This window comes from Sulfoacidibacillus thermotolerans (assembly GCF_003144315.1).
GTDB classification, from domain to species: Bacteria; Bacillota; Bacilli; order Alicyclobacillales; family SLC66; genus Sulfoacidibacillus; species Sulfoacidibacillus thermotolerans.
In genome coordinates, this window is the sequence record NZ_MPDK01000009.1 from 65,687 (window position 1) to 87,091 (window position 21,405).

General features: G+C 48.0%; 22 protein-coding genes. 7 read left to right on the forward strand and 15 right to left on the reverse strand.

Annotated elements, in window-relative coordinates; all coding sequences use genetic code 11:
* Positions 1 to 37: 37 nt before the first annotated feature.
* The 3 genes from hisS to selA all read right to left on the reverse strand — a co-directional run bounded on the left by hisS (position 38) and on the right by selA (position 4,691).
* Complete coding sequence (gene hisS / locus BM613_RS07185; RefSeq protein ID WP_109430495.1) at positions 38 to 1,312, reverse strand: histidine--tRNA ligase; 1,275 nt, start codon at positions 1,310 to 1,312, stop codon at positions 38 to 40.
* A gap of 323 nt (positions 1,313 to 1,635) precedes the next feature.
* Entirely contained in the window at positions 1,636 to 3,261 is a 1,626-nt protein-coding gene (hemZ, locus tag BM613_RS07190; RefSeq protein WP_109430496.1) for a coproporphyrinogen dehydrogenase HemZ, read from the reverse strand.
* A complete protein-coding gene (gene selA, locus BM613_RS07195; protein ID WP_245926296.1) occupies positions 3,258 to 4,691 on the reverse strand; it encodes an L-seryl-tRNA(Sec) selenium transferase in 1,434 nt (477 codons plus the stop codon). Before selA ends, hemZ begins: the two co-directional genes overlap by 4 nt.
* Positions 4,692 to 4,874: 183 nt before the next feature.
* Between selA and BM613_RS07200 the strand changes: the two genes are divergently transcribed.
* Positions 4,875 to 6,176 (forward strand): glutamate-1-semialdehyde 2,1-aminomutase, encoded by a 1,302-nt coding sequence (locus BM613_RS07200; RefSeq protein ID WP_109430497.1) that lies wholly within the window; start codon positions 4,875 to 4,877, stop codon positions 6,174 to 6,176.
* A gap of 79 nt (positions 6,177 to 6,255) precedes the next feature.
* Here BM613_RS07200 and trxA read toward each other — a convergent pair whose 3' ends face one another.
* The 10 genes from trxA to BM613_RS07250 all read right to left on the reverse strand — a co-directional run bounded on the left by trxA (position 6,256) and on the right by BM613_RS07250 (position 14,009).
* Positions 6,256 to 6,579: a thioredoxin gene (trxA, locus tag BM613_RS07205; RefSeq protein WP_109430498.1), complete on the reverse strand. Its 324-nt coding sequence runs from the start codon at positions 6,577 to 6,579 to the stop codon at positions 6,256 to 6,258.
* A gap of 19 nt (positions 6,580 to 6,598) precedes the next feature.
* Positions 6,599 to 6,817 (reverse strand): NifU family protein, encoded by a 219-nt coding sequence (locus tag BM613_RS07210; RefSeq protein ID WP_109430499.1) that lies wholly within the window; start codon positions 6,815 to 6,817, stop codon positions 6,599 to 6,601.
* Positions 6,818 to 6,947: 130 nt separating this feature from the next.
* On the reverse strand, positions 6,948 to 7,862 hold the full coding sequence (locus tag BM613_RS07215; RefSeq protein ID WP_109430500.1) for a hypothetical protein: 915 nt from the start codon (positions 7,860 to 7,862) through the stop codon (positions 6,948 to 6,950).
* A gap of 113 nt (positions 7,863 to 7,975) precedes the next feature.
* Positions 7,976 to 8,896 carry an ABC transporter permease gene (locus BM613_RS07220; protein ID WP_181362948.1) on the reverse strand — a complete coding sequence of 307 codons (921 nt, stop codon included), beginning with the start codon at positions 8,894 to 8,896 and terminating at the stop codon, positions 7,976 to 7,978.
* A 13-nt stretch (positions 8,897 to 8,909) separates the two neighbouring features.
* Entirely contained in the window at positions 8,910 to 9,875 is a 966-nt protein-coding gene (locus BM613_RS07225) for an ABC transporter ATP-binding protein (RefSeq protein ID WP_109430502.1), read from the reverse strand.
* Between the two features lie 9 nt (positions 9,876 to 9,884).
* The gene (locus BM613_RS07230) at positions 9,885 to 11,819 is read right to left on the reverse strand and encodes a hypothetical protein (protein WP_146192772.1); all 1,935 of its coding nucleotides are present in this window, start codon (positions 11,817 to 11,819) and stop codon (positions 9,885 to 9,887) included.
* A 94-nt stretch (positions 11,820 to 11,913) separates the two neighbouring features.
* Complete coding sequence (locus tag BM613_RS07235; protein ID WP_181362949.1) at positions 11,914 to 12,987, reverse strand: YheC/YheD family protein; 1,074 nt, start codon at positions 12,985 to 12,987, stop codon at positions 11,914 to 11,916.
* Positions 12,988 to 13,103: 116 nt separating this feature from the next.
* Positions 13,104 to 13,469: a preQ(1) synthase gene (gene queF / locus BM613_RS07240; RefSeq protein WP_109430505.1), complete on the reverse strand. Its 366-nt coding sequence runs from the start codon at positions 13,467 to 13,469 to the stop codon at positions 13,104 to 13,106.
* A gap of 89 nt (positions 13,470 to 13,558) precedes the next feature.
* On the reverse strand, positions 13,559 to 13,825 hold the full coding sequence (gene gerPC / locus BM613_RS07245) for a spore germination protein GerPC (protein ID WP_109430506.1): 267 nt from the start codon (positions 13,823 to 13,825) through the stop codon (positions 13,559 to 13,561).
* Complete coding sequence (locus tag BM613_RS07250) at positions 13,818 to 14,009, reverse strand: hypothetical protein (protein ID WP_109430507.1); 192 nt, start codon at positions 14,007 to 14,009, stop codon at positions 13,818 to 13,820. Before BM613_RS07250 ends, gerPC begins: the two co-directional genes overlap by 8 nt.
* A gap of 110 nt (positions 14,010 to 14,119) precedes the next feature.
* Between BM613_RS07250 and BM613_RS07255 the strand changes: the two genes are divergently transcribed.
* Positions 14,120 to 15,700, forward strand: coding sequence for an RsmB/NOP family class I SAM-dependent RNA methyltransferase (locus BM613_RS07255; RefSeq protein WP_181362950.1), 1,581 nt, complete (start codon positions 14,120 to 14,122; stop codon positions 15,698 to 15,700).
* 77 nt (positions 15,701 to 15,777) lie between these two features.
* Positions 15,778 to 16,230 (forward strand): hypothetical protein, encoded by a 453-nt coding sequence (locus BM613_RS07260; protein ID WP_109430509.1) that lies wholly within the window; start codon positions 15,778 to 15,780, stop codon positions 16,228 to 16,230.
* Here BM613_RS07260 and BM613_RS07265 read toward each other — a convergent pair.
* Positions 16,205 to 17,113, reverse strand: coding sequence for a LysR family transcriptional regulator (locus BM613_RS07265; protein WP_245926299.1), 909 nt, complete (start codon positions 17,111 to 17,113; stop codon positions 16,205 to 16,207). The two genes, BM613_RS07260 and BM613_RS07265, sit on opposite strands and share 26 nt — an antisense overlap.
* A 137-nt stretch (positions 17,114 to 17,250) precedes the next feature.
* Here BM613_RS07265 and leuC point away from each other — a divergent pair, with 137 nt between their 5' ends.
* The 3 genes from leuC to BM613_RS07280 all read left to right on the forward strand — a co-directional run bounded on the left by leuC (position 17,251) and on the right by BM613_RS07280 (position 20,192).
* The gene (gene leuC, locus BM613_RS07270; RefSeq protein ID WP_109430511.1) at positions 17,251 to 18,675 is read left to right on the forward strand and encodes a 3-isopropylmalate dehydratase large subunit; all 1,425 of its coding nucleotides are present in this window, start codon (positions 17,251 to 17,253) and stop codon (positions 18,673 to 18,675) included.
* Between the two features lie 20 nt (positions 18,676 to 18,695).
* Positions 18,696 to 19,310, forward strand: a complete 615-nt coding sequence (gene leuD / locus BM613_RS07275; protein WP_109430512.1) for a 3-isopropylmalate dehydratase small subunit — start codon at positions 18,696 to 18,698, stop codon at positions 19,308 to 19,310.
* A 72-nt stretch (positions 19,311 to 19,382) separates the two neighbouring features.
* Positions 19,383 to 20,192, forward strand: coding sequence for an alpha/beta hydrolase (locus BM613_RS07280; protein WP_109430513.1), 810 nt, complete (start codon positions 19,383 to 19,385; stop codon positions 20,190 to 20,192).
* 22 nt (positions 20,193 to 20,214) lie between these two features.
* On the opposite strand, the gene BM613_RS07285 is transcribed toward BM613_RS07280, so the two are convergent.
* Positions 20,215 to 20,919, reverse strand: coding sequence for a hypothetical protein (locus tag BM613_RS07285; protein WP_109430514.1), 705 nt, complete (start codon positions 20,917 to 20,919; stop codon positions 20,215 to 20,217).
* A 31-nt stretch (positions 20,920 to 20,950) separates the two neighbouring features.
* Here BM613_RS07285 and BM613_RS07290 point away from each other — a divergent pair, with 31 nt between their 5' ends.
* Complete coding sequence (locus BM613_RS07290) at positions 20,951 to 21,292, forward strand: hypothetical protein (RefSeq protein WP_109430515.1); 342 nt, start codon at positions 20,951 to 20,953, stop codon at positions 21,290 to 21,292.
* Positions 21,293 to 21,405 lie beyond the last annotated feature (113 nt).

Below are 21,405 nucleotides of genomic sequence, written 5' to 3' on the forward strand. Positions count from 1 at the left end.
CTTCCTCCTTCAAAGCATATCCTCCGAATCATGATTGCTAAAAACGCAGAGATACTTGCTCACTGAGATAGCTGACAAGCTCACTTTGCTCAATAGTCACCTGCTCACGCGTCGCCAAATTGCGAACAGCAACTTGTCCTGCAGCTACTTCATCTTCTCCAAGCAACACCACATAACGCGCGCCCAAACGATCAGCCACTTTGAGTTGGGCTTTAACTTTTCGCCCCGAATAATCGCTGTCCGCTTTGATCCCGACACTGCGCAGTTCATGTAATAAGCGTGCAGCAGGTTTTGTGGCAATTTCTCCAAGTGCGAGCACGAAAACATCGACACGATCTTGCCCAACCTGTGTTGCACCATGTGCCGCGCGCGCCAAAATCAACCGCTCGACGCCGCCTGCAAATCCAATGCCTGGTAGATCTGGTCCGCCAAGCATCTGAATCAGCCCATTGTACCTGCCCCCAGCGAGAATCGTGCTGACAGCTCCAATACTTCCTTCCACAAATTCAAACGCCGTCTGTGTATAATAGTCTAGGCCGCGCACCATCGTCTTATCAATCTCATAGGAAATGCCCATCTCATCAAGATAAGTTTGTACTTGTGAAAACTGCCTCGCACAATCTTCACACAGTGCATCAGTAATTTTGGGTGCACTCGCAACAACCGGGTGATCACGATCAATCTTACAATCAAGAATGCGCAGCGGATTTTTATCAAATCGTGATTGACAGTCTTTACAAAGTTCCGAACGTACGGGCTGCAAATAGGCAAGCAGTTGTTCCCGATGACGTGCGCGACATACCGGACAACCAACTGAATTGAGTAGCAAAGAAAACGACTTCACCCCCATTTGCCGTAACAAGTGATCTCCTAACCCGATCACTTCCGCATCAACTCGCGGATCACTTGAACCGATCACTTCAACACCATATTGATGAAATTGTCGGTAGCGCCCCGCCTGTGGTTTTTCATAGCGAAACATAGGCCCCAGGTAGTAAAATTTTTGCGTATTCATCTCGCCGTAAAGTTTCTCTTCAACGAACGCTCGCACTACACCCGCAGTCCCCTCTGGTCGCAGAGTCAATGAGCGCTCACCGCGATCAAGAAAGGTATACATCTCTTTTTGCACGATGTCTGTCGTATCGCCCACACCGCGCTGAAATACTTCTGTATGCTCAAAAATCGGCGTGCGAATTTCCCGATAATGGTAGGTTTCGAACAATTGGCGCGCCGCATCTTCAATCGCCCGCCATTCTGCAGCCTGTTCAGGAAGAATATCTGCCGTTCCACGAGGTTTTGCAAATTCTGACATTGTATAACCTCCTCATAAACACAAAAAAACACCCTTCGTCCAAAGGGACGAACGATGCTTATCGTCCGCGGTGCCACCCCTCTTACACAGATTGCACACGCTTCAACCTACAGAATGAAATCGTGCACGTCCGTGCGCTCAAACTTTAGATAACGGGAACGTCGGCCCCGGTCGCTACTTTGCATAGGACGTCTCCTAGGTGTCTTTCTCTCCAGCGCTGGTAAAGCGACTTGCAGCCACGATCGCTTCTCTCTAAAACCGCTACAGGAGATACTCTCCTTCTCATCGACTCAGATGAAGTTGTCATTTGATTGTACCAAACGTCACGCCAAATGTCCAAAAGCGGCAATCGCAGACAATACCTTGCGCAAAGCAAGCTCTTTTTTTGCTAACATCTCATTTAAATGAGCAATATAGGCGCTCGGCTCGCTCGCGTTTTGATGCTGCGAAATAGACCCATCCGGCATTACCCATTTACTCGCTGCGCCTCCGCCAATCCCGATGATCGTCTGCATTTCTTCAATGATGCAAATATTATATATCCCTTCTTTTCCCGGTTTAGCATATCCTATATTTTCGAGATTCGCCAGAATATCCTTTTGCCGATATAAATAGTAGGGCAAATAACCCGCTTCTATGACTTGTCCAGCCACGTAATTCATCATATCAAAAACTTCCATATCTTCAGCAATCGCATATTGTTCACGATGATCTGTGACTTGTGCTGCGCGTTTAAAGGACAACGTATGCACTGTGATCGCATCGGGCGCCAATTGCAATGTACGCTCAATAGAATAGGCAACATCGCTTTTCGTTTCACCTGGTAACCCAAGAATCAAATCCATATTAATATTTGTAAATCCAGCTTCTCGAAAGAGCAAAAACCGCTTATCGACAATCTCAGGAGAATGACCACGGCCAATCATTTTCAAAGTTTGTGCGCGGAACGATTGCGGATTCACACTCACGCGATCAACACCAAATTCCTTCAAAACTGTAACGCGATCTGGCGTAATCGTATCTGCGCGCCCTGCCTCGACACAAAACTCCCGCCATGATCCATGACCAGGCAGTTCCCTTGCCACTTGTTCTAACAGTACACCCAGTTCCTTGGCCTTTAAGCTCGTAGGTGTTCCTCCACCGATGTAGACTGTCGTTACAGGTACTTGATATTCACGCAAGAGCTTCCCCACCATGCGAATCTCACGCGCCATCGCAGGTAAGAAGCGATCCGCATAACGCGCTTTATCTACCATAGAGTAAGCCGGAAATGTACAATAGGCACAATGAGTCGGACAAAAGGGAATGCCGATATAGACACTCACTTCACGCTGCTTTAACTTGTACAAATCCGGCACAACTGCAACTTCCCGCTGTGCAATTTCCACCAGTAAGCGCGCACGCGTTTCATCGATTCTATACATTGCGCGCAATTCGCGCGCGAGCGTCGCATCTGCTTGGCTCGTTTCGCGTTGTAAAAGAGCGTGCGCCAACTTGCCGGGACGTACGCCCGTTAAGATGCCCCAAGGCTGTCCTCTGCCCATAAATGCAGCGAGTGACTCGTGCAGTGCGTACAACATCGCACGCTTTGCTAAGCGGCGAGTTTGCACTGGCGTGATATTTGGTGCAAGCGCCAAAGACCGACTCCTCACCTCATACAGTGCGCCATTTGCATGCATACACGTGCCATTCATGCGTTTTACAGCGACACTTGCCACTGCGTACACATTCTTTCCGACAACCGAAAGATCAACTGTGATTGTGAGCACTTCATTACGTTCCCCGTTGGATCGTTCATTTGGCTGATACACCGTAACCGCCGCCACCGGGAAGAAAAGGTTGATCATTCGCACCGCTTCTTGTTCATAACCCAGCCCCACAAACTGTAAAATAACAGAAGGGCACTCAAACTGTACAAAAGATCCATGTAATTCGCGCTGCGTATTCATTCATTCACCTGTTCATTTGTAGCTGCTAGGTCTGCTGCTGCACGAACACCTTGTACCAATTCCTCAAAATCCCACTCAAACAATGTTCGCACGTCAAGAATCACTTCATCCTTTGCAATTCGTGCAATAATAGGAGGAGATTGCTCGCGCAATGCGGCTAATAAACGCTTTGGCGTACTAGAAATAGGATACAGGGCGAGCGCAAAAGACGCAATTTCTTCTGTTGGCAAAGCCCCACCCCCAACTTTTGAGACTGTTTCAAGGACCCGGCAACGCGCGTGTCCTCCAATACATAGTGTAACTTCGCGCGCAAGTCGTTCTGCCACCGTGCGCAGTTCCTCTGCGTTGACAGTAAGCATATGCAACGTCGGCACCTTTACTAAAGCAGTTGCCTCATCCCGATATAACTTAAGTGTTGCCTCGAGTGCAGCAAGTGTTAACTTGTCAACACGCAACGCCCGCAATAATTGATTGCGCTTTAAGCGATCGATCCATTTTTTCTTTCCGCAGATGATGCCAGCTTGCGTTGCCCCAAGCAACTTATCACCTGAAAACGTCACAACATCTACACCTGCCATGACACTCGCTCGAACGCTCGGTTCATCGCCAATCCCTTGGCTGCGCAAATCCACTAAACTGCCGCTGCCAAGATCCTCAATCACAGGTACGTCATGCGCATGGGCAAGTTCAACGAGCGCTATAAGGGGAGGGGAATAAGTAAATCCGACGATACGAAAATTGGACGTATGCACACGCATAATCAAGTCAACGCCTTCTACTAAAGCGCGCTCATAATCGCGTTCATGCGTTTTATTCGTTGTTCCCACTTCGACAAGAATCGCCCCACTCGCTCGCATCACTTCGGATACGCGAAAAGACCCGCCAATTTCCACCAATTCCCCTCGTGAGACGGCAACCCGCTTGTCTTTAGCTAGTTCATTCAATACGAGCCAAACAGCGGCAGCGTTGTTGTTGACAACGAGTGCAGCCTCCGCTCCCGTGAGTTCACAAAGCAGCGATTCTACATGATCATATCTATGCCCACGTTCCCCTGTCTTTAGATCAAGTTCCAAATTGCTATATCCTTTAGCCGCCTCCATGAGTGCCGCGAGAGCTTCCGGAGCGAGAGGTGCGCGCCCTAAGTTCGTGTGCAAAACTGTTCCCGTCGCATTGATCACACGTTGTAAATTCGGTCTTGTGCGATGCGTTAACAACTCTCTTGCCAGGTGCAAAATCGCCTCTTCCGAAACGTCCACACCCCCCTTATCTTCTGCCAACTGTTTTCGCACTTGATCTACCGCCGCTTGCACTGCCGCGACCACGTCAGACCGCGCTTCATGAAGTAACCACTCCGTAGTCAAAGGATGCATAAGGAGTCGATGCACGGCAGGCAATTCGCGGTAACGGTCTAAATCCATGTCGATCGCCACGTCCTATCTTTTCCATTTCCACAATTACGCTATCTACATCGCTTTATTATAACAAAAATATGGGGTTCTACCGAAACGACACGCTGATCCCCCGTTCCCCTTGGTACTCGGGCAATACACTGCACAGAATCATCATGAAAAACGCAACCTGTGCTATGATCAAGAGAAGGAGGGACATCAAAAATGGTCTTTGAGCAATCTGAAGTTTGGCACGAACGAGCAAAACACGTCATTATCGGTGGAGTCAATAGTCCTTCGCGCTCATTTAAAGCAGTCGGTGGCGGCAGTCCAATTACAATGAAGCAAGCACAAGGAGCCTATCTTTACGACGTAGATGGCAATCGTTATATCGACTATCTTGCTGCATATGGACCGATTATCGCTGGACACGCTCATCCACACATTGTCGAGCAAGTTCATGCGGCAATGGCTGCAGGCAGCTTACTAGGTACGCCCACTCCTTGGGAAACGCTGTTTGCAGAGCGTCTTCAAACTGCCATCCCTGAATTGGAGCGCATCCGATTTGTAAATTCAGGAACAGAAGCGATGATGTCTGTGATTCGCGTCGCACGCGCGTATACGGGCAGATCGAAAATTTTAAAATTTGCAGGGTGCTACCATGGACATTCCGATCCGGTACTCGTCGCTGCTGGTTCTGGACCTTCATCCCTTGGCACCCCTGATAGTGCAGGCGTACCAGCGTCGATCGCACATGAAGTGGTTACAGTGCCCTACAATGACGTGCCATCACTTGAAGCTGCATTCGCCACTCGCCCTACTGAGTTTGCTTGCGTTTTGATTGAACCTGTAGTTGGGAATTTCGGAATTGTGACGCCTGAACCTGGATTCCTCGAGGCTGTTCGACAACTTGCCACAAAACACGGAGCACTTCTGATTTACGATGAAGTCATCACCGCTTTTCGCTTTCGATTTGGCGCGGTAAAATACAATTCCGTGCAACCAGACCTCATGGCACTTGGTAAAATCATTGGCGGCGGTCTGCCAATTGGAGCTTATGGCGGAAAACAAGCAATCATGGAGCAAGTTTCACCGCTTGGACCTGCCTATCAAGCAGGTACACTCGCTGGCAATCCAGCCTCAATTCGTGCAGGAATGGCCTGTCTTGATGTACTTGAAACTCCTGGTACATACGAACAACTCGAGCGTCATGCGCAAACCCTCGAAGCAGGTATTCACGCGAGTGCCAATGAATTTGGCATTCCACATACGATCAATCGATATGGCGGAGCATTGACTCTTTTTTTTGGTGACACGCCTGTTCGATCTTATAAAGATGCTGTCGCAACAGATGGAAATTTATTTGCGGCTTTCTTTCACGCCATGTTACGGCGTGGCATTTGTTTAGCTCCCTCGAAATTTGAAGCATGGTTTACCACGGTCGCCCATACGGATGAAGATATCGCACAGACGCTTGATGCAGTTCGTGAAAGTATGCGCGAAGTGAGCCAACTCGTGAACTCCTGAAAGTTAAATTAGGTTGCCATAAATAAAGAGGCCTGCTAAAGGGCCTCTCTTTCACTTATGTTTTCTCTCGAAATAGGTTTTATTCACTCAACAAGTCGGAAATGCGCGCCTGTAATTGTGCCTTAGGCATATAGCCTACAATTTGCCGAACCGCCTGACCATTTTTAAAAACGAGTAATGTCGGGATACTCATGATGCCGAATTGACTCGCTGTACGCGGGTTCTCATCTACATTTAACTTGCCCACTTTTAGCTTGCCTTGTAAATCGCGCCCCAATTCTTCGACAATCGGTGATAATAGTTTACATGGACCACACCATGCTGCCCAAAAATCGATCATAACGGGTGTATCTCCCTGCACAAAAGATGCAAAAGTTTGATCTGTTACGTCTTGTACTGCCATGTACAACACCTCCACTAAATTATACTGCGACAACATCCAAAATCTCTGGAATCGATTGTTTAATCGCACGCTCAATGCCCATCTTCAATGTCATAGTTGACATCGGACAACCGCTACACGCGCCTGTAAGATGCAGGGTGACAATTCCATCCTCGACGCTGACGAGTTCGACGTCGCCGCCATCCGATTGCAGAGCTGGGCGTAGACGCTCAATCACATCTTTTACTTGCTCATACATTCGCGTAACCCCCCTCTACACAGAACCATCTCTAGTATACCAAATACGTCAAATAAATCGCGTTTGCCAAGCAAACCTCTTCTGTACAGCACATGAACAAACTTTATATTAGCATCTTAAAAGAAAAGAGTCACTCCTCTTCGAGAAGTAATCGCTTTAAAATTAGTTCGTAGGCTTCTTCCGATTCAATAAAGACAACCACGTATTCCTCTCGCTCGGGAATCAAGCGCATAGCTGGGATAAGGAGAATCATGCCTTCCACACCCCGCACCAAAAACTCGCGCGCATGGGTTAGCCCAACAAGAGCAGCCGTCGCACTCGCCGTAGAAGCAAGTAAAACGAGTTGTTGAATGACCTCTTCATCATACACTTGATCGCTGTCAACTACTGTTCCAGACGGGGCAAGCAAAAGCCACCCCAATACGGCTTTGTGGTGCAGGCGCACGCGCAACAAATCGGAAAACGCTTCGTTTTCGCTACTTTGTTGTTCTTTTGTATCGCCCTGCACCGTTTGCGCCGTTAACGTTTCATAAGCAGATAAACGTAAGACTTGATCTTCATCTAGCGGATCGAGCGCCAATTCCACATCGTGTTGTTCGATCACAACAGGCGCTTCGGCAAACTCATTGCCAAGCAGCGGAGTCGCTTGGCGGGTATGTACAAAATCAATCGACGATTCCTGATCTGTGATAGAGAGCGGCCGATGATTCCCGTGTTTACGCACGCGCGTGACCGTGCGCAAACTATGCAACTTTGCAGTGCGATCAACTGCATTCGCGGCTTTTACCGACTGCTCTATGCTTTGCACCGGTTCTGCCATCATTTCTTGCCGCACATCAACCTGATCCTGTATGTTACGTTCCTCTTTGTCCAACTGCACACGCTTTTCCCGCTTATGTTCAGCATGTGTTGCTTTCTCTTTGCGCTTCTTTTGCGCAGGCTGACTCTGTCGGCTCAATTGATTGACATTCCAAACCACTAAAAGAATGACGACAACAAGCACAAGAATCCCTGCGCCAATCCAGTAAGCCGAGTTCGCTCCCATTCTCTCTGCATCCTTCGTGTCAAATTTTCAATCTTGCCCTGAGACATTCACTTCACCTTATCATAGGATCGCGCAAGAAGAAAAGAGTATTTACACATTTTTTGTGAAACCTTTTAGCGCATTAACCATTTGACCAAACGTTTTTTCATCACAATCAATCCCCCAGGCCGCAACCGCCAAATACTCGCGATAAGTAAAACGAAACTTCCGCCGACATAAACAAGTAAAAAAGTGAACCAAGCAGAAAAACTGGTTAGATCGTGGCTAGCAACGACAGAAAACACAGAAGCAACTACTGGTTGGTGAAACGCGGGGGTGATGAACCCAACTGTCGCTTCAAGACTCGCTTGCATATACAGAGGATTGATGCTGTAACACAGAGAAGAAAGCCAAGAAAGAATTCCCTGATCTGGGCTATGCGCTGACAGATCATCAAGAAAATAGCCAAGTATGGCAAGTCCCAAGAAGAGAAGTGCCACAGTTGCATAAGAAAACACGGTGCTCCAGCCCGTTTTACGCAACCATGTAGAAAAGAAAATACTTACACTCGCAATCGTTCCAAGTGTTAAACTCTGTAATCCAAACACCGCAAAGACTTGAGAAGGGACAACACCACCAAACAGAAAGACAATGCTATACAGCGGAAGTGTCATCACAATAAGCAATAACAGAAAAGAAATTGAGGAAATAAACTTTGCAATGATGATGGATGTCGGAGATAACGGAGTGGTCAAGAGCACAGCAAGTGTCTGTCGTTCGCGTTCCCCACTGATCGTGCCTGCCGCAATTCCAGGTGTGACAAAAGAAATCATAGCGAGTTGCAAATAGGACAGGAACATAAATAACTCCGCAGTTCGAGCCGGTTGTAGTAACAACGTCTGCCCCTGAACATTGACATACATAAAGATAAACGCGACGGCACCGATCACAAATAAGTAAAGCGACAAAGCGAGCACCGTCCGTCCTGAGCGCATGCGCTGCCTTAGTTCCTTGCGCCACAAAGGATTCCCGAACCATCGTTCTGTCAAATGCACGCCCACACCGCCTCTATGCCATCTGCTTTGAAGCCGCTGTCTGCTTCCCAGCATGATCCTCTTCACGTGTCAAATGCAAAAACAAATCTTCGAGACTGCCTCCAACTTCATGAAATGATTTTAAAGCATATCCAGCTTGGAGCAAATCCCGTACAAACTCTGCCTGTTCTTCGTCTCCGCCAGCAAATAAAAGTTCCACCTTTTGTTCTTCAATGACGAGGACATCCGTAACCAGTGCATGGTGAGCCGCCCATTTCGCCAATTGCTTGCCATCGTGGAGAACTTCTAAGCACATCTGCCGCTGTCCACTTGCACGGGCCGTCACCACTTCAACCGATGCACATGCAACAAGTGCTCCACGCTTTATAATGCCAATTTCATCACACATGTCAGCGAGTTCGGGAAGAATATGCGAACTAATCAAGACAGTCTTTCCCCGTCCACGCAAGCTTTTAATAATTTCTCGCATCTCAATTCGCGAGCGCGGATCAAGCCCGGACGCCGGCTCATCAAGAATTAGTACAGGCGGATCATGCATGAGACATCGCGCCAACCCTAAACGTTGCTGCATTCCACGAGACAGCGCATGAACATACGCGTCAGCTCTCTCTTCAAGATTTACCATATGAAGTAATTCCTTTGTCCGCTGTTCAATCAAATGACTTGCAACGCCATAAGCCGTCCCATAAAATCCGAGATATTCACGCACCGTTAAATCGTCATATACACCAAATACATCGGGCATATACCCGATTAATCGGCGTACTGTCGCCGGTTCAGAAGTCACTTCTGCAGATCCAATGTAAGCTCGTCCAGATGTTGGTAGCATCAGTGTCGCCAAAATTGAAAGCGTAGTAGTTTTTCCAGCCCCATTTTCCCCTACAAAACCAAAGACAGTACCTGGTCGCACATCAAGATTCAAGTCATGTACAGCTTCAAATTTTCCGTATTTTTTACATAAATTCTCTGTTCGAATCATCGTCATTCCTCATTCCACTACGGGTATGACAGGAAGCACTTGGCGAACAATCCACTGCGGTGTAGCTGGAAGGGTGTGCGCAAGTGGTGTAAAAACGGTTTGTTCATCGTGCGTCCACCCTACAAACAACACGTCCCCGAACGGCGATTTTGCCGCAATAAAAGTGCCCACCTCATTAAACAAAGCGTGACCAACCCCATGGGAAGCGCTTTGCAGTGCACTTGCTAACGCTGAAAGTACATCGCGCGTATTTCCTTTCGGGTTTAACATCGCATCCACTTGTACGATGGCTCCGCGCTTCAAAGAACCAAGATCGATAACTTGTCCACGATCGATTAACGCCGCATCCGAAAAATCTACATTCGTATCATTTGTCAAATTGCCTGCAAGCGTATCTCCTGCCGCGTACAAATTCGCGTCAATCTGCCCAAAGTGGTGAGCTTCATGAACAGCGTACACGAACCGTCCTCCCCACGCCCGAACATGACTAAACGTCGCGAGATTGTGCGCGGCGAAAAAACTAACGCGACCATCCTCTGCATATCCTGTTGCTTCTTCCGCTAATGCTACACTCCATGTATTTTTAGGCGTTAAAACACTATATGAGCGCGTCTGAGGAGACATTAGCGCCTCCATCCCAATCATCTGTGCCAGCTGAGCATTCACTACATCCACGAGCCCTACATTTTGCGTTAGAATGCCATTTGGCCGTTGAATGACCCCAAGTTCATAGATACTTCCTGCAACCACAAGAGAGATCAGCGGCAAGACAAACCAAGCCCATTCATTTTTCCTGCGTCGCCTCAAGATGACATAAAGCACAGGCCCACACAAAAAAGTATAGAGGCCAAATGTGATTTCCCAAATAAAAAGTGGTGGCGAATGGAGTTGTGGAAACTGTTCTGCAGCCCCCATCAGTGCAAGCGCTCCATTGGTTCCAAACAAATCCGGCTTAGCAGATAAGATTGCGCTGTGCAAAGAATGCAAAATCGTATCCCACAGCAATGCATTCCCCGACCACGAAATGAGCGCAGAAGACGCTGCATTAAAACCGACATACACAACTTCGCCGCGATCAAGCGCACGGACAGCGACCAGTGCCTTCTTCGCAGTGCCGACAAGCACGGTCGCATTGGTCTTGGCACTGCCATAGAGAAGTGGCAGTGCAGTGTGCAGAGGGGTTGAACTAACAAATGATGCCAACTGAGAACCATATCCATCAAGGACAATCGAACCATTTACCGGACTTAGCGCAGAGAACACCCCCAACTGTCCAGCGTTCGGTTGTACCCCACCAAGAATTAAAATCCCCCCGGAGCGTACCCATGCAGCAATAGCCTCTGCTTGGCGCGAACTGAGTTCAGCTGCGACTGCGCCATCAAGATATAAATAGCGCAAAGTTTGCAACAATTGGACTGAAGAAGGGATCGCCTGTGGACGGATGTAAGCTGCCACGAGTTCAGAGGTGCCGTTTGCAGAGGATACACCTGCAAGAAACTGCACAGCTTGTGGGAAATCACTTACGACTCCGGCCACATCAGATCCTTCTACAGAGATTCCAAGCAAGTGCACACTCGCATAAGTATTCCCATGTTCCATCAAACGCAAATTGCCCCCATGCCGTAACAAAGCGCCGGGCACTCCAATTGTCAACACAGTAGAGCGCCTTGGATTCACCTGTACCGGCCACTCCAAAACCCCTTCATACGGATATTTCTGCCCTACACTATATACAAGTTGCCCCTGAAAACGAGTTTTTTCTGGATTTGTGACCGTAACTCGCACAGGAACCCACACACTCGGATCAAAGTAACTCTGAAATCCTACTCCTGCGCTCATTGATATTGTACTTGCGGCTGCATGGCTCACTCCGCTTACAAACAAGCAGGCCCATAGTAAGCAAAGTATCATGCCCGTACGCAAGAAAAAGCGCCGACCAGCCATTGCCTCAGTCCTATCTTTCGCCTTCATAGCAACATTGTATCACGCAGTCAAAATCGTCGCGAATCTTGTTCTTCCTAGTCACTTGCGTGCCGGGTCAAAGTGCCTTTGGTTCTGCCAAATAGAGTGCAAAATCGACAGCCAGTTCACCCGCACGCCGCTGCATTTCTGGAAATAACAGGCGCCGCGCTGGTTTCGGATTGAGTTCGATAAACCACACTTGACCGCGCTCATCGATCCCTAGATCATATCCCAAGATCCCGAGTTTGGGATATCTTTTCATCAACAACCGTCCGATATTCATCGCTACTCGCTCCAAGGCATGCGCATCGATCTCCATGCCCTCCGCTCTAAGTAAGGTCTGCAATTGAGCCAATCGCATGCGACTCCCCCCTGCGACCAAGTTTGTCACAACGCCATCCGGTGCGGCGATTTTAGGTACGATTCCAACAAGTTCCCATACACCATTGCGATTGCGTTGAATCACAACACGAAAATCAATCTGCCCCCCGTGATATTTAATGAGCGGAATGCGTTCTTGGGCAATGTGTGGAATGCGCAAAAAATGGCGTTGCGCAAAACGAGCAAACTCCGGTCGTGTGACTGTGAGCCGCAGTGGGCCACGCTCATAAAAACGGTCACATTGAATGAAGATTTTGTCCTGTTGCGCGCGCAGTCGATAAACGCCACGCCCCCCATATCCCCCAGACGGTTTTACATAAATCACGCCAAATCGCCGCAACATCTCGTCAAGTGTCTGAACGCGCAAGATGCGTCTAGTCACTGGAACCTGTACCCCGCATGACGTACAGTCAGCAATCCAAGGAGTCATAGCCGCCTTTCCAGCAATGAGTGGATTAAACACGGGGATCCCGCGAACACGCGCGGCATGACGCAAGGACCGCACCATACCTTGCATCACAAGATGGACAAACACATTTTCATAAATCACATCAGGCAATGGAACCTCTGATTTTCTCCATACCTTTGCTGCCAAACCCGTCCACTCATACCCATATCCGATCCCTTGATCGAACTTTATCTCGTTTGGGTGAAACAAAACAAGACGTGCTCCTAGCTCGCTAGCACGTCTTGCCATCTGTCCAAAAAAACCATCTTTGCGGGGAATCACTGTTGTCGTAACCCCGATGATCGGTTGCCGCCATCCCATACCACGCATCTCCCTGTTACTCCCATGCTAAGTGCATGAAGCGAACGAATCTCCTCACGGCATGGTATGTCAACATGTGCGATTTGGTCCTGCACAACCTTTTCTATCATTAGCCCTTACTGTTTTACATCCGCTTGATACTCTACCTTTACAGTTGTAGAAATCCCTCCGCGCACATTGAATTTGCCGATTACTTCTAAATAGCGCGGTTGCGCAAAGCGGACAAAATCATCTGCAATCCGATTTGTCACTTCTTCATGAAAGTGACCTTCCTCACGATAACTCCATAAATACAATTTTAGCGATTTCAATTCGATAATATAGGGGCCTGGACGATAGCGAAACGTAATTGTCCCAAAATCAGGCTGCCCTGTTTTCGGACACAAGGTTGTAAATTCTGGAGCCTCAATATAGATTTCATAATCGCGTTCAGGATATGGATTGGGAATCGGATCAAGCGTTGCACTTGGTTTGGTTGACACTTCTTAACGCTCCTTTTAATACCTACATTTTATTTCAGTGATCGTCCTAAAAGTAGCAGGGCATACGCTGCTTGTCAATTCGCGCCGACTTAATCGCTTGGTTCAGAAGATGAGGTTCTGCCAGCCTGCAGGTCGGCTAACAGGTCATGTTGTGCTTCCTCGTCGTACGCAGAAATTCCAATATTCAAAATTCCTTCGAGTGATTCAATGTGCAATTGATCAATACGATATTCGATTTTCTGATGTTTCAGCGTTCGCACGATCGCTTTTAGCGTAGCAACTTCTCGCTCCAAGATACGTACACGATCATACCACTCACGTGCAATCTCCTGGTATAAAAACCCATCTTCATCCATCTGCTGCACTTCCCCACTCTTTTTTTAACTCTTGATCCCTAAACGTTAAGACACTAAACTTTTCCCGTTTGCGGCGTGCAGACTGGATGCCAATCCCAACATTTACACGCCCGCCTTCAATTGTATTGATGCTGATTTCTCTAATTGAAATCGTGAGATCAATCGTCTCATTTGTATCACTCACCTCCGACCGCCCCTTTCTCGGATTACAGTGAGCTACTTGCCTAGCCGCGAACTCGCCCCTATACTATGCGTGAATCATGTCTGGGGTCACCGGAGGGAATCACCGAGCCAATGAATTTTCCAAAAGCTTTCGAAGAGATGTTTCGCACTTCATTTGGAGACAGAGCGTGGGAATCTTATCAGCAGAGCAGCACACAACCACCAGTGCGCGCCTTGCGCCTTAATCCAAAACGTCCTGTACACAAGCGACTGCTGCCAAAATTAAGCCAACCCGTTCCATGGGCGAAAACTGCTTATTACATCGATCACACATTAAAATGGGGATCCGATCCACTACACGCAGGTGGGGAATATTACCTTCAAGAACCGTCTGCCATGGCCCCTGTCACGGCACTACAGCCGCAAAAAGGCGAATGCATTCTCGATTTGTGCGCGGCGCCAGGCAGTAAAACCACACAGATTGCAGCTGTATTAGAAGACTCTGGCGTGCTTGTCGCAAATGAGATCCACCGCGAACGCTGTCTCACCCTCGCAGAAAACACGGAACGCATGGGCCTATCTCAAGTTTGTGTCACGAATCTTGAACCACGTACGTTAGCTGATTCATACAGGGAATTTTTTGACGCCATTTTGGTCGATGCACCCTGTAGCGGAGAAGGCATGTTTCGCAAAGATCCCGAAGCGATCACGCAGTGGAATGAAGAACTGCTTTTACAAAACGCTGATCGCCAACTAGACATTTTAGAGTCTGCATATCATATGACAAAAACCCCAGGACGCATCGTCTATTCTACCTGTACGTTTAATCCAGTGGAAAATGAAGGCGTTTTGCTGCGCTTTCTCACTCTACATCCAGATTTACAAATAGTTTCAACTAAACTGTTACATGCACAGCCGGGGCTGAGCTTAGACTCCTTACACACAATTGCCACTCGTTATGCACCATTGGCAAAGATTTTGCCAGAAACTCTTCAGATCGATGACTTGCGCCTTGATACCTCGCGAGCTGCACGCTATTTTCCAGATTCCTCACAAAGCGAAGGACACTTTATCGCGCTCATCGAGAAACGGGCGACGTTGCAACAACAAAGTGCGAACTTTCCTAATCGACCATCTGCAAAATTTTCAAAAGATCACACAAAGCATAGAACAAAGCGAAAGCAGTTCGAACACACCGCGCAAGAAAAAGTTGTTATCCGCCTATTTGAGCAATTTGCACAGGACACTCTCGAAGAACATTTTATATCTAAACAATTAGAAACTCATCGATTACGACTTCAAGGAGAGATTTTATATGCCATACCTCAAAAATTAGCAGAAGCGCCACCACCTTCACGCGGGGTATTACGCATCGGGCTGCCGCTTTGCAGTGTGCGAAGTGGACACATTGTCCCCACTCACGCTCTCGCCCTTGCTCTGACAACGCAGGATGTGCGACGCGAGTGTCGTTTGCCCTATGGGGACGCTCGCATCCTTGCTTATTTAGCAGGTGAAACCATTCCATGCACACTTCACGACGGCTTTGCACTGGTTACGATTGATGGCGTACCTCTGGGTTTTGGGAAAACAGTGCAGGGTACACTGAAAAATCATTATCCTAAAGGACTGCGCAGAAAGTATGACTTTGTGCTTAGCAAAACACCGCACTCGACCTCAGAAACAGACGGTGACCCTACGACTGCTACAACCTAGCTTTCTGTGAACCCAGAATGCACCTGATGCATAGGCTGTAAGAGCCGATGTAAGAAAATTTGGGGGTGTGACTTGAGATGTCAAACCAAGCACCTTTACCTACTGTGTTTTTGCCTGCGGCAACTGGAAAAAGACTGTCTGAAGCAAAACTTGAACAGACTTTAGCACCTGCAAAACCACTGGATTCCCCGGTAGTGCGTAACGACGACACACAATCACTGTCCTTTGCGTGGGAGCGAGAACATATTACGCAAAGGGTCAAACGCCCACGTCAAATTGCAACTAGCAAGCAAAAACAATCACTCTTACCGCGAACCCAGCAATCAACGATCAGCAACTATTTACAAGCCTATTTAAATGGAACGCCAATTTGCGTGCTCACACAAGCAGGACGATTTTGCGGACAGGTTGTGTATGTCGATAACAATCAGCTTAAACTTATTGACAACGCTGGTTCTACACGCACAATTGCCATCGATGCATTGCAAAGTATAGCTCCTTCAACTAAAATGGCCGCTCAATCACTCTAACGTCTTCAAATACTTCCAAAAATGCACGAGCGACCAACGATAAATAACGATCTTTGCGGTACGCGAAGACAAGCGTGCGCGTTGGTTCACTGTCAAGCAGTAAATAAGCCGGTTTAGGTGAACCTACGCGCCGCACCATAGCTGGAACCACCGTGACCCCTAAGCCATTTGCGACCAGTGCCTGCGCCGTTTCGATACTGCTTGTCTCATACGCAATCAACGGTTGGAATCCTGCCTCGGCACATAAGGCAAGTACCGTGTCGCGAAATCCATACCCTTGTTTTAATAAGATAAATGGGCGACTTGCAAAATCAGAGAGTTTAACGCGAAGCTGTGCTTCTTCACGAAACCCCTTACATTCCTTCGGTGCAAGCTCTTGTGGCACCGCTAGATAAAGGGGCTCTGTAAAAAGTGCATGCACAGCGAGGCGCTCATCACGTAGCGGGAGAGACAAGAGTGTCAAATCTGTCACACCACTTACCGCAAGTTCCTCTAAAGCTTCTGTCGTCTCCTCGATAAAGCGCACTCGCACCTGAGGAAACCGCGAGGTAAAAGCGTGTAGCACTGGGGGCAACACGTGACCACCTGTGATCGCAGGAGCCCCGAGCACCAGTTCCTTGCCCATCCCTTGTCCACGTTCGTGCATTTCTCTTGCTAAATCGTCACGCAAACGAAGAATTTCTTCCGCGTAATGGATAAATCGCCGTCCTGCTTCTGTCGGTGTCACCGCCGAATGCCCGCGTTCAAATAGGACCACGCCAAGTTCTCGCTCAAGTTTAGCCACCTGCTGACTCAATGACGGCTGAGCGACACACATAGCCTCTGCTGCACGCGTAAAACTCGCTTGGCGATACACTTCTAGGGCATATTCGATCCATCTCATCTCCACGTGCCATCACCGCCAACCCTGTTTTTATAGGTAAAAACTATCCTAATCATAGATTATAGATGATCGACGTATAAAGCAGAATCCTTTATCATGGGGACAATTCACTCTGTGAAACGATGAGGAGGTCCTCTATGAAAGCTGATCCTACACCTAAAACGCTTTTTGATAAGATTTGGGACTCGCACGTCGTCTATGAACGGCCTGGTGAACCCTCTTTACTCTATATTGATCTACATCTTGTTCATGAGGTAACTTCACCACAAGCATTTGAAGGACTGCGACTCGCATCTCGCAGAGTTCGCCGCAGTGACCTGACCTTTGCCACAATCGATCACAACGTGCCAACGACTGCTCGCCATTTGCCGATCGAAGACCCAATTGCAAAAGAACAGATCGAAACACTACGCGCGAACTGTGCAGAATTCGGCATTTTATTAGCAGATATTACAAGCGAAGAACAGGGGATCGTACATGTCATTGGTCCTGAACTGGGACTCACACTCCCAGGCAAAACGATCGTGTGCGGCGATAGCCACACGGCGACGCATGGCGCATTTGGCGCACTGGCCTTTGGGATTGGCACAAGCGAAGTAGAGCATGTACTCGCTACACAATGCTTGCCTCAAGCTCGTCCTAAAACAATGGAAGTCTATGTGTCGGGACAACTTCCTCCTTTCGTACAGGCAAAAGATTTAATCCTCGGTCTAATCGCAAAATACGGAACTGCTTTTGGCACGGGCTATGTCATTGAATACCGCGGTCCTGCGATCGAAGCGCTGTCTATGGAAGAACGGATGACCATTTGCAACATGTCAATCGAAGCAGGTGCACGTGCTGGACTGATCGCTCCTGACGAAACGACATTCGCTTACCTCAAAGGCCGACGTTATTCCCCTAAAGGAACAGAGTGGGAACGATTTACCGCGCTTTGGAAAACACTGCATACGGACGACCAAGCAGTCTTTGACAAGCGCGTCGAATTTGATGCATCCAGCCTCACACCGCAAGTAACTTGGGGTACAAATCCTGGAATGGGTGCAAACATCACGGATTCCGTTCCGCATCCTGAAGATTTTTCAGATCCCACGACACAGCGTGCAGTAGCACTCGCATTAGAATATATGGATTTAACCCCTGGCACACCACTCACCGAAATTCCAATCGATCGTGTATTTATCGGATCTTGCACAAACGGCAGAATTGAAGATCTGAGAGCCGCCGCAAAAGTGGTAGCAGGTCAACATGTGGCTGAACATGTAAAAGCAATGGTCGTGCCTGGTTCCTATCAGGTAAAAGCACAGGCTGAACAAGAAGGTTTACATGAAGTATTTATCCAAGCTGGGTTTGAATGGCGCGAACCAGGATGTAGTATGTGTCTCGCGATGAATCCTGACGTGTTGGCACCGGGCGAACGTTGCGCATCAACCTCTAACCGCAATTTTGAAGGACGTCAAGGACGGGGTGGCCGCACACATCTTGTAAGTCCAGCTATGGCAGCGGCGGCAGCAATTGCTGGACATTTCGTCGACGTGCGCACCCTGCTTGTAAATCAATAAGTATAGGAGGTTTCCCTAAAATGCAACCCTTTACACGTCACATTGGCATCGTCGCTCCTTTGCACCGTGCAAATATCGATACAGACGCCATCATCCCTAAACAATTTTTGAAGCGCATTTCGCGTACTGGATTTGGTCAATTTTTATTTTACGATTGGCGTTTTGATGAAACAGGGGCTCCTAATCCAGAGTTTATTCTCAATCGCAGTCCCTATGAGCAAGCGACAATTCTAATCGGAGGTCCTAACTTCGGTTGTGGATCCTCTCGCGAACACGCCCCCTGGGCACTGCAAGATTACGGTTTTCAAGCAATTATTGCCGCTTCATTTGCAGATATCTTTTATAACAATTGTTTTAAAAATGGACTTTTACCGATCGTTCTCCCACTATCCGTCACACAACAACTTGCACAACTCGCCAGCGAATCACCTGGTTTTGAACTGCAAATCGATCTTGTCGCGCAAGAAGTCCGCACCACTCAAGGAGATGTCTATAGCTTTGAAGTCGATTCCTATCGCAAAATGTGCATGTTGCGCGGATTGGACGATATTGCTCTGACCTTGCGCCACGCCGATGCCATTTCTGCTTATGAAGCCAACGCGCCATTTGCTATTGCAATTCCACCGACACTTTAGGACAATACAAATAAGCGTATCTCCTAAATCAGGCAGGCGCGGATCAAGCTGAAAAGGTAGAGGAGCTGGCCTGTGGTCAAACCTTGGTACCATCTCTCATTTCGCGATGTTGAACAGCCTTTGTACGTGATCACCCTCATACATGGCGCAGGCGAGTACAGCGGACGGTATGACGAGATACGAGAGCAATTCGCTGCACACCAGATTGCAACGGTAATGGGAGATCTGCCAGGCCATGGACACTCTCCCGGTCAGCGCGGGCATATTGATTCTTTTGATGAGTATGTGCAAGCCGCGCTTTCCTTTCTAGCAACAGCTCGCGAACGATATGGCGGAAGAGTCCCCCATGTCCTACTTGGTCATTCCATGGGGGGAGTGATCGCCACACTAGCGACTGCTCGCACGACTCTTCCGGCAGATGCACTTGTACTGTCGTCGCCTGCTTTTGCTTTGCGCATGGAAATTCCCTGGTTGCGCCGCATGCTCGCTCGTGCCCTACTGCCAATTGCTCCGCGCCTCGCGCAACAAAATGGCATTTTGTCCTCCGATGTTACACGGAATCAAATCGTAGCACAAGCGTATGAAACCGATCACCTGATCAGTCATACGGTGACTCTGCGTTGGTATTTCGAATTCTTGGCAGCTATGCAAAAAAGTTTTGAAGAATGTTCAAATATTAATATCCCTATCTCCATTTGGCAAGGAGGCGCAGACCGTCTTGTCAATGTAGAAAAGGTCCGCCAATTTGTGCAAACGTGTGAAAATAAACAAATAAGTTATAGAGAATTCCCTGGTCTTTATCACGAGATTCTAAATGAGCCCGAACGCGAGGAAGTCATTTCAGAAATTCTGGCATGGCTTACTACGACTCTACGAAAATAAGCATTACAAAGTAGGAAATGGTTTAGCCGATCGACTTTTTCTTCGCTTCCACATTTATAGTGGATTGATTTTGCAAAAATTGACCGAGTCGATTTTGCAAATAAGTAAGAAAACGCCGTTCGCTAAACCCTGCAAAAAAAGCAAATAAAAGAGGAATTGCACCTTTGGCGTAAAGATCTCCAGTAGTTCCATACGCCATAATTTGCAATACAAACCCCGATAACATACCCAAAACCGCTCCAGTCAACGGTTTGATTATGAGCCACGCATCTGTATTTTGGGCAAGTGAGCCATGTAACCGCCCATAATACATTGTGTGCAAGGCTGCCAAAGTGGCGCCAATTGCTCCCCACCAAGCACTTTCCAAATAAAGTGCAAATGCGTTGTTAAAAGCAATCCACCGCCAAGCGACCGCATCTACATGAAAAATTATAGCAACCCCTAATAAAAGAATTAAAACAAAACTTTGCCAGCCAAACCACAACCAAAAACGACTCTGTAACCAGGCAATTCGCCTTTGCGTTTGCAAGAACTCTTGTTTAATCGCTAAATACCCATAATACGCACCAATCAGATCAGGTGTCGCCGTCTCAAGTAGTTTTCGTAAATTCTCCAATTTTAGAATCATTTCCTCGCCATAACCTGTTTGCTGTTGACCAAAGTACTCTTCAATTTGAACTGCTAAATCATCGAGCAAAGATTGTACAGTCTGTGTGTCCAGTTGCATTCGCTGAGCTCTCCTTTCTAAGAGGAACATAGTGCAAACTAAAGAACTGTTCGCGACAACACATAAAAAAACATCGCTAATCCATACTATTGACGAAGCGATCAAAGCGGCACGACATGTGGGGGTGGTTCCGATGAACCAAGATCAGAACGATTTTGCTAGTTCAGGGCGCAAAGCCATACGGGAAACATCCGAAAAGATCGGGGAAGCATTTGAAACCGTGGCACGCACTACAGGTACTGTAGTAAACGGAGTAGCACAAACAGCAAAGCATGTCGCCTCTGTAGTCGTTGACGGCGTGCAAAAGACAACAAGCGACACGCTGCGAAATTTGCAAGCTGCACCAAAACGCGACACGGATCCTAATAGCTGATCATTCACATCGCCCTTTGATTGCTTCCTGCGGCGCTTTGCGCCGCAGTTTTTATCTGTTAGTGAGAGCTTGCACTTTGCGGAACCAAAACCGCCTCCTAGGCATATGTCGTG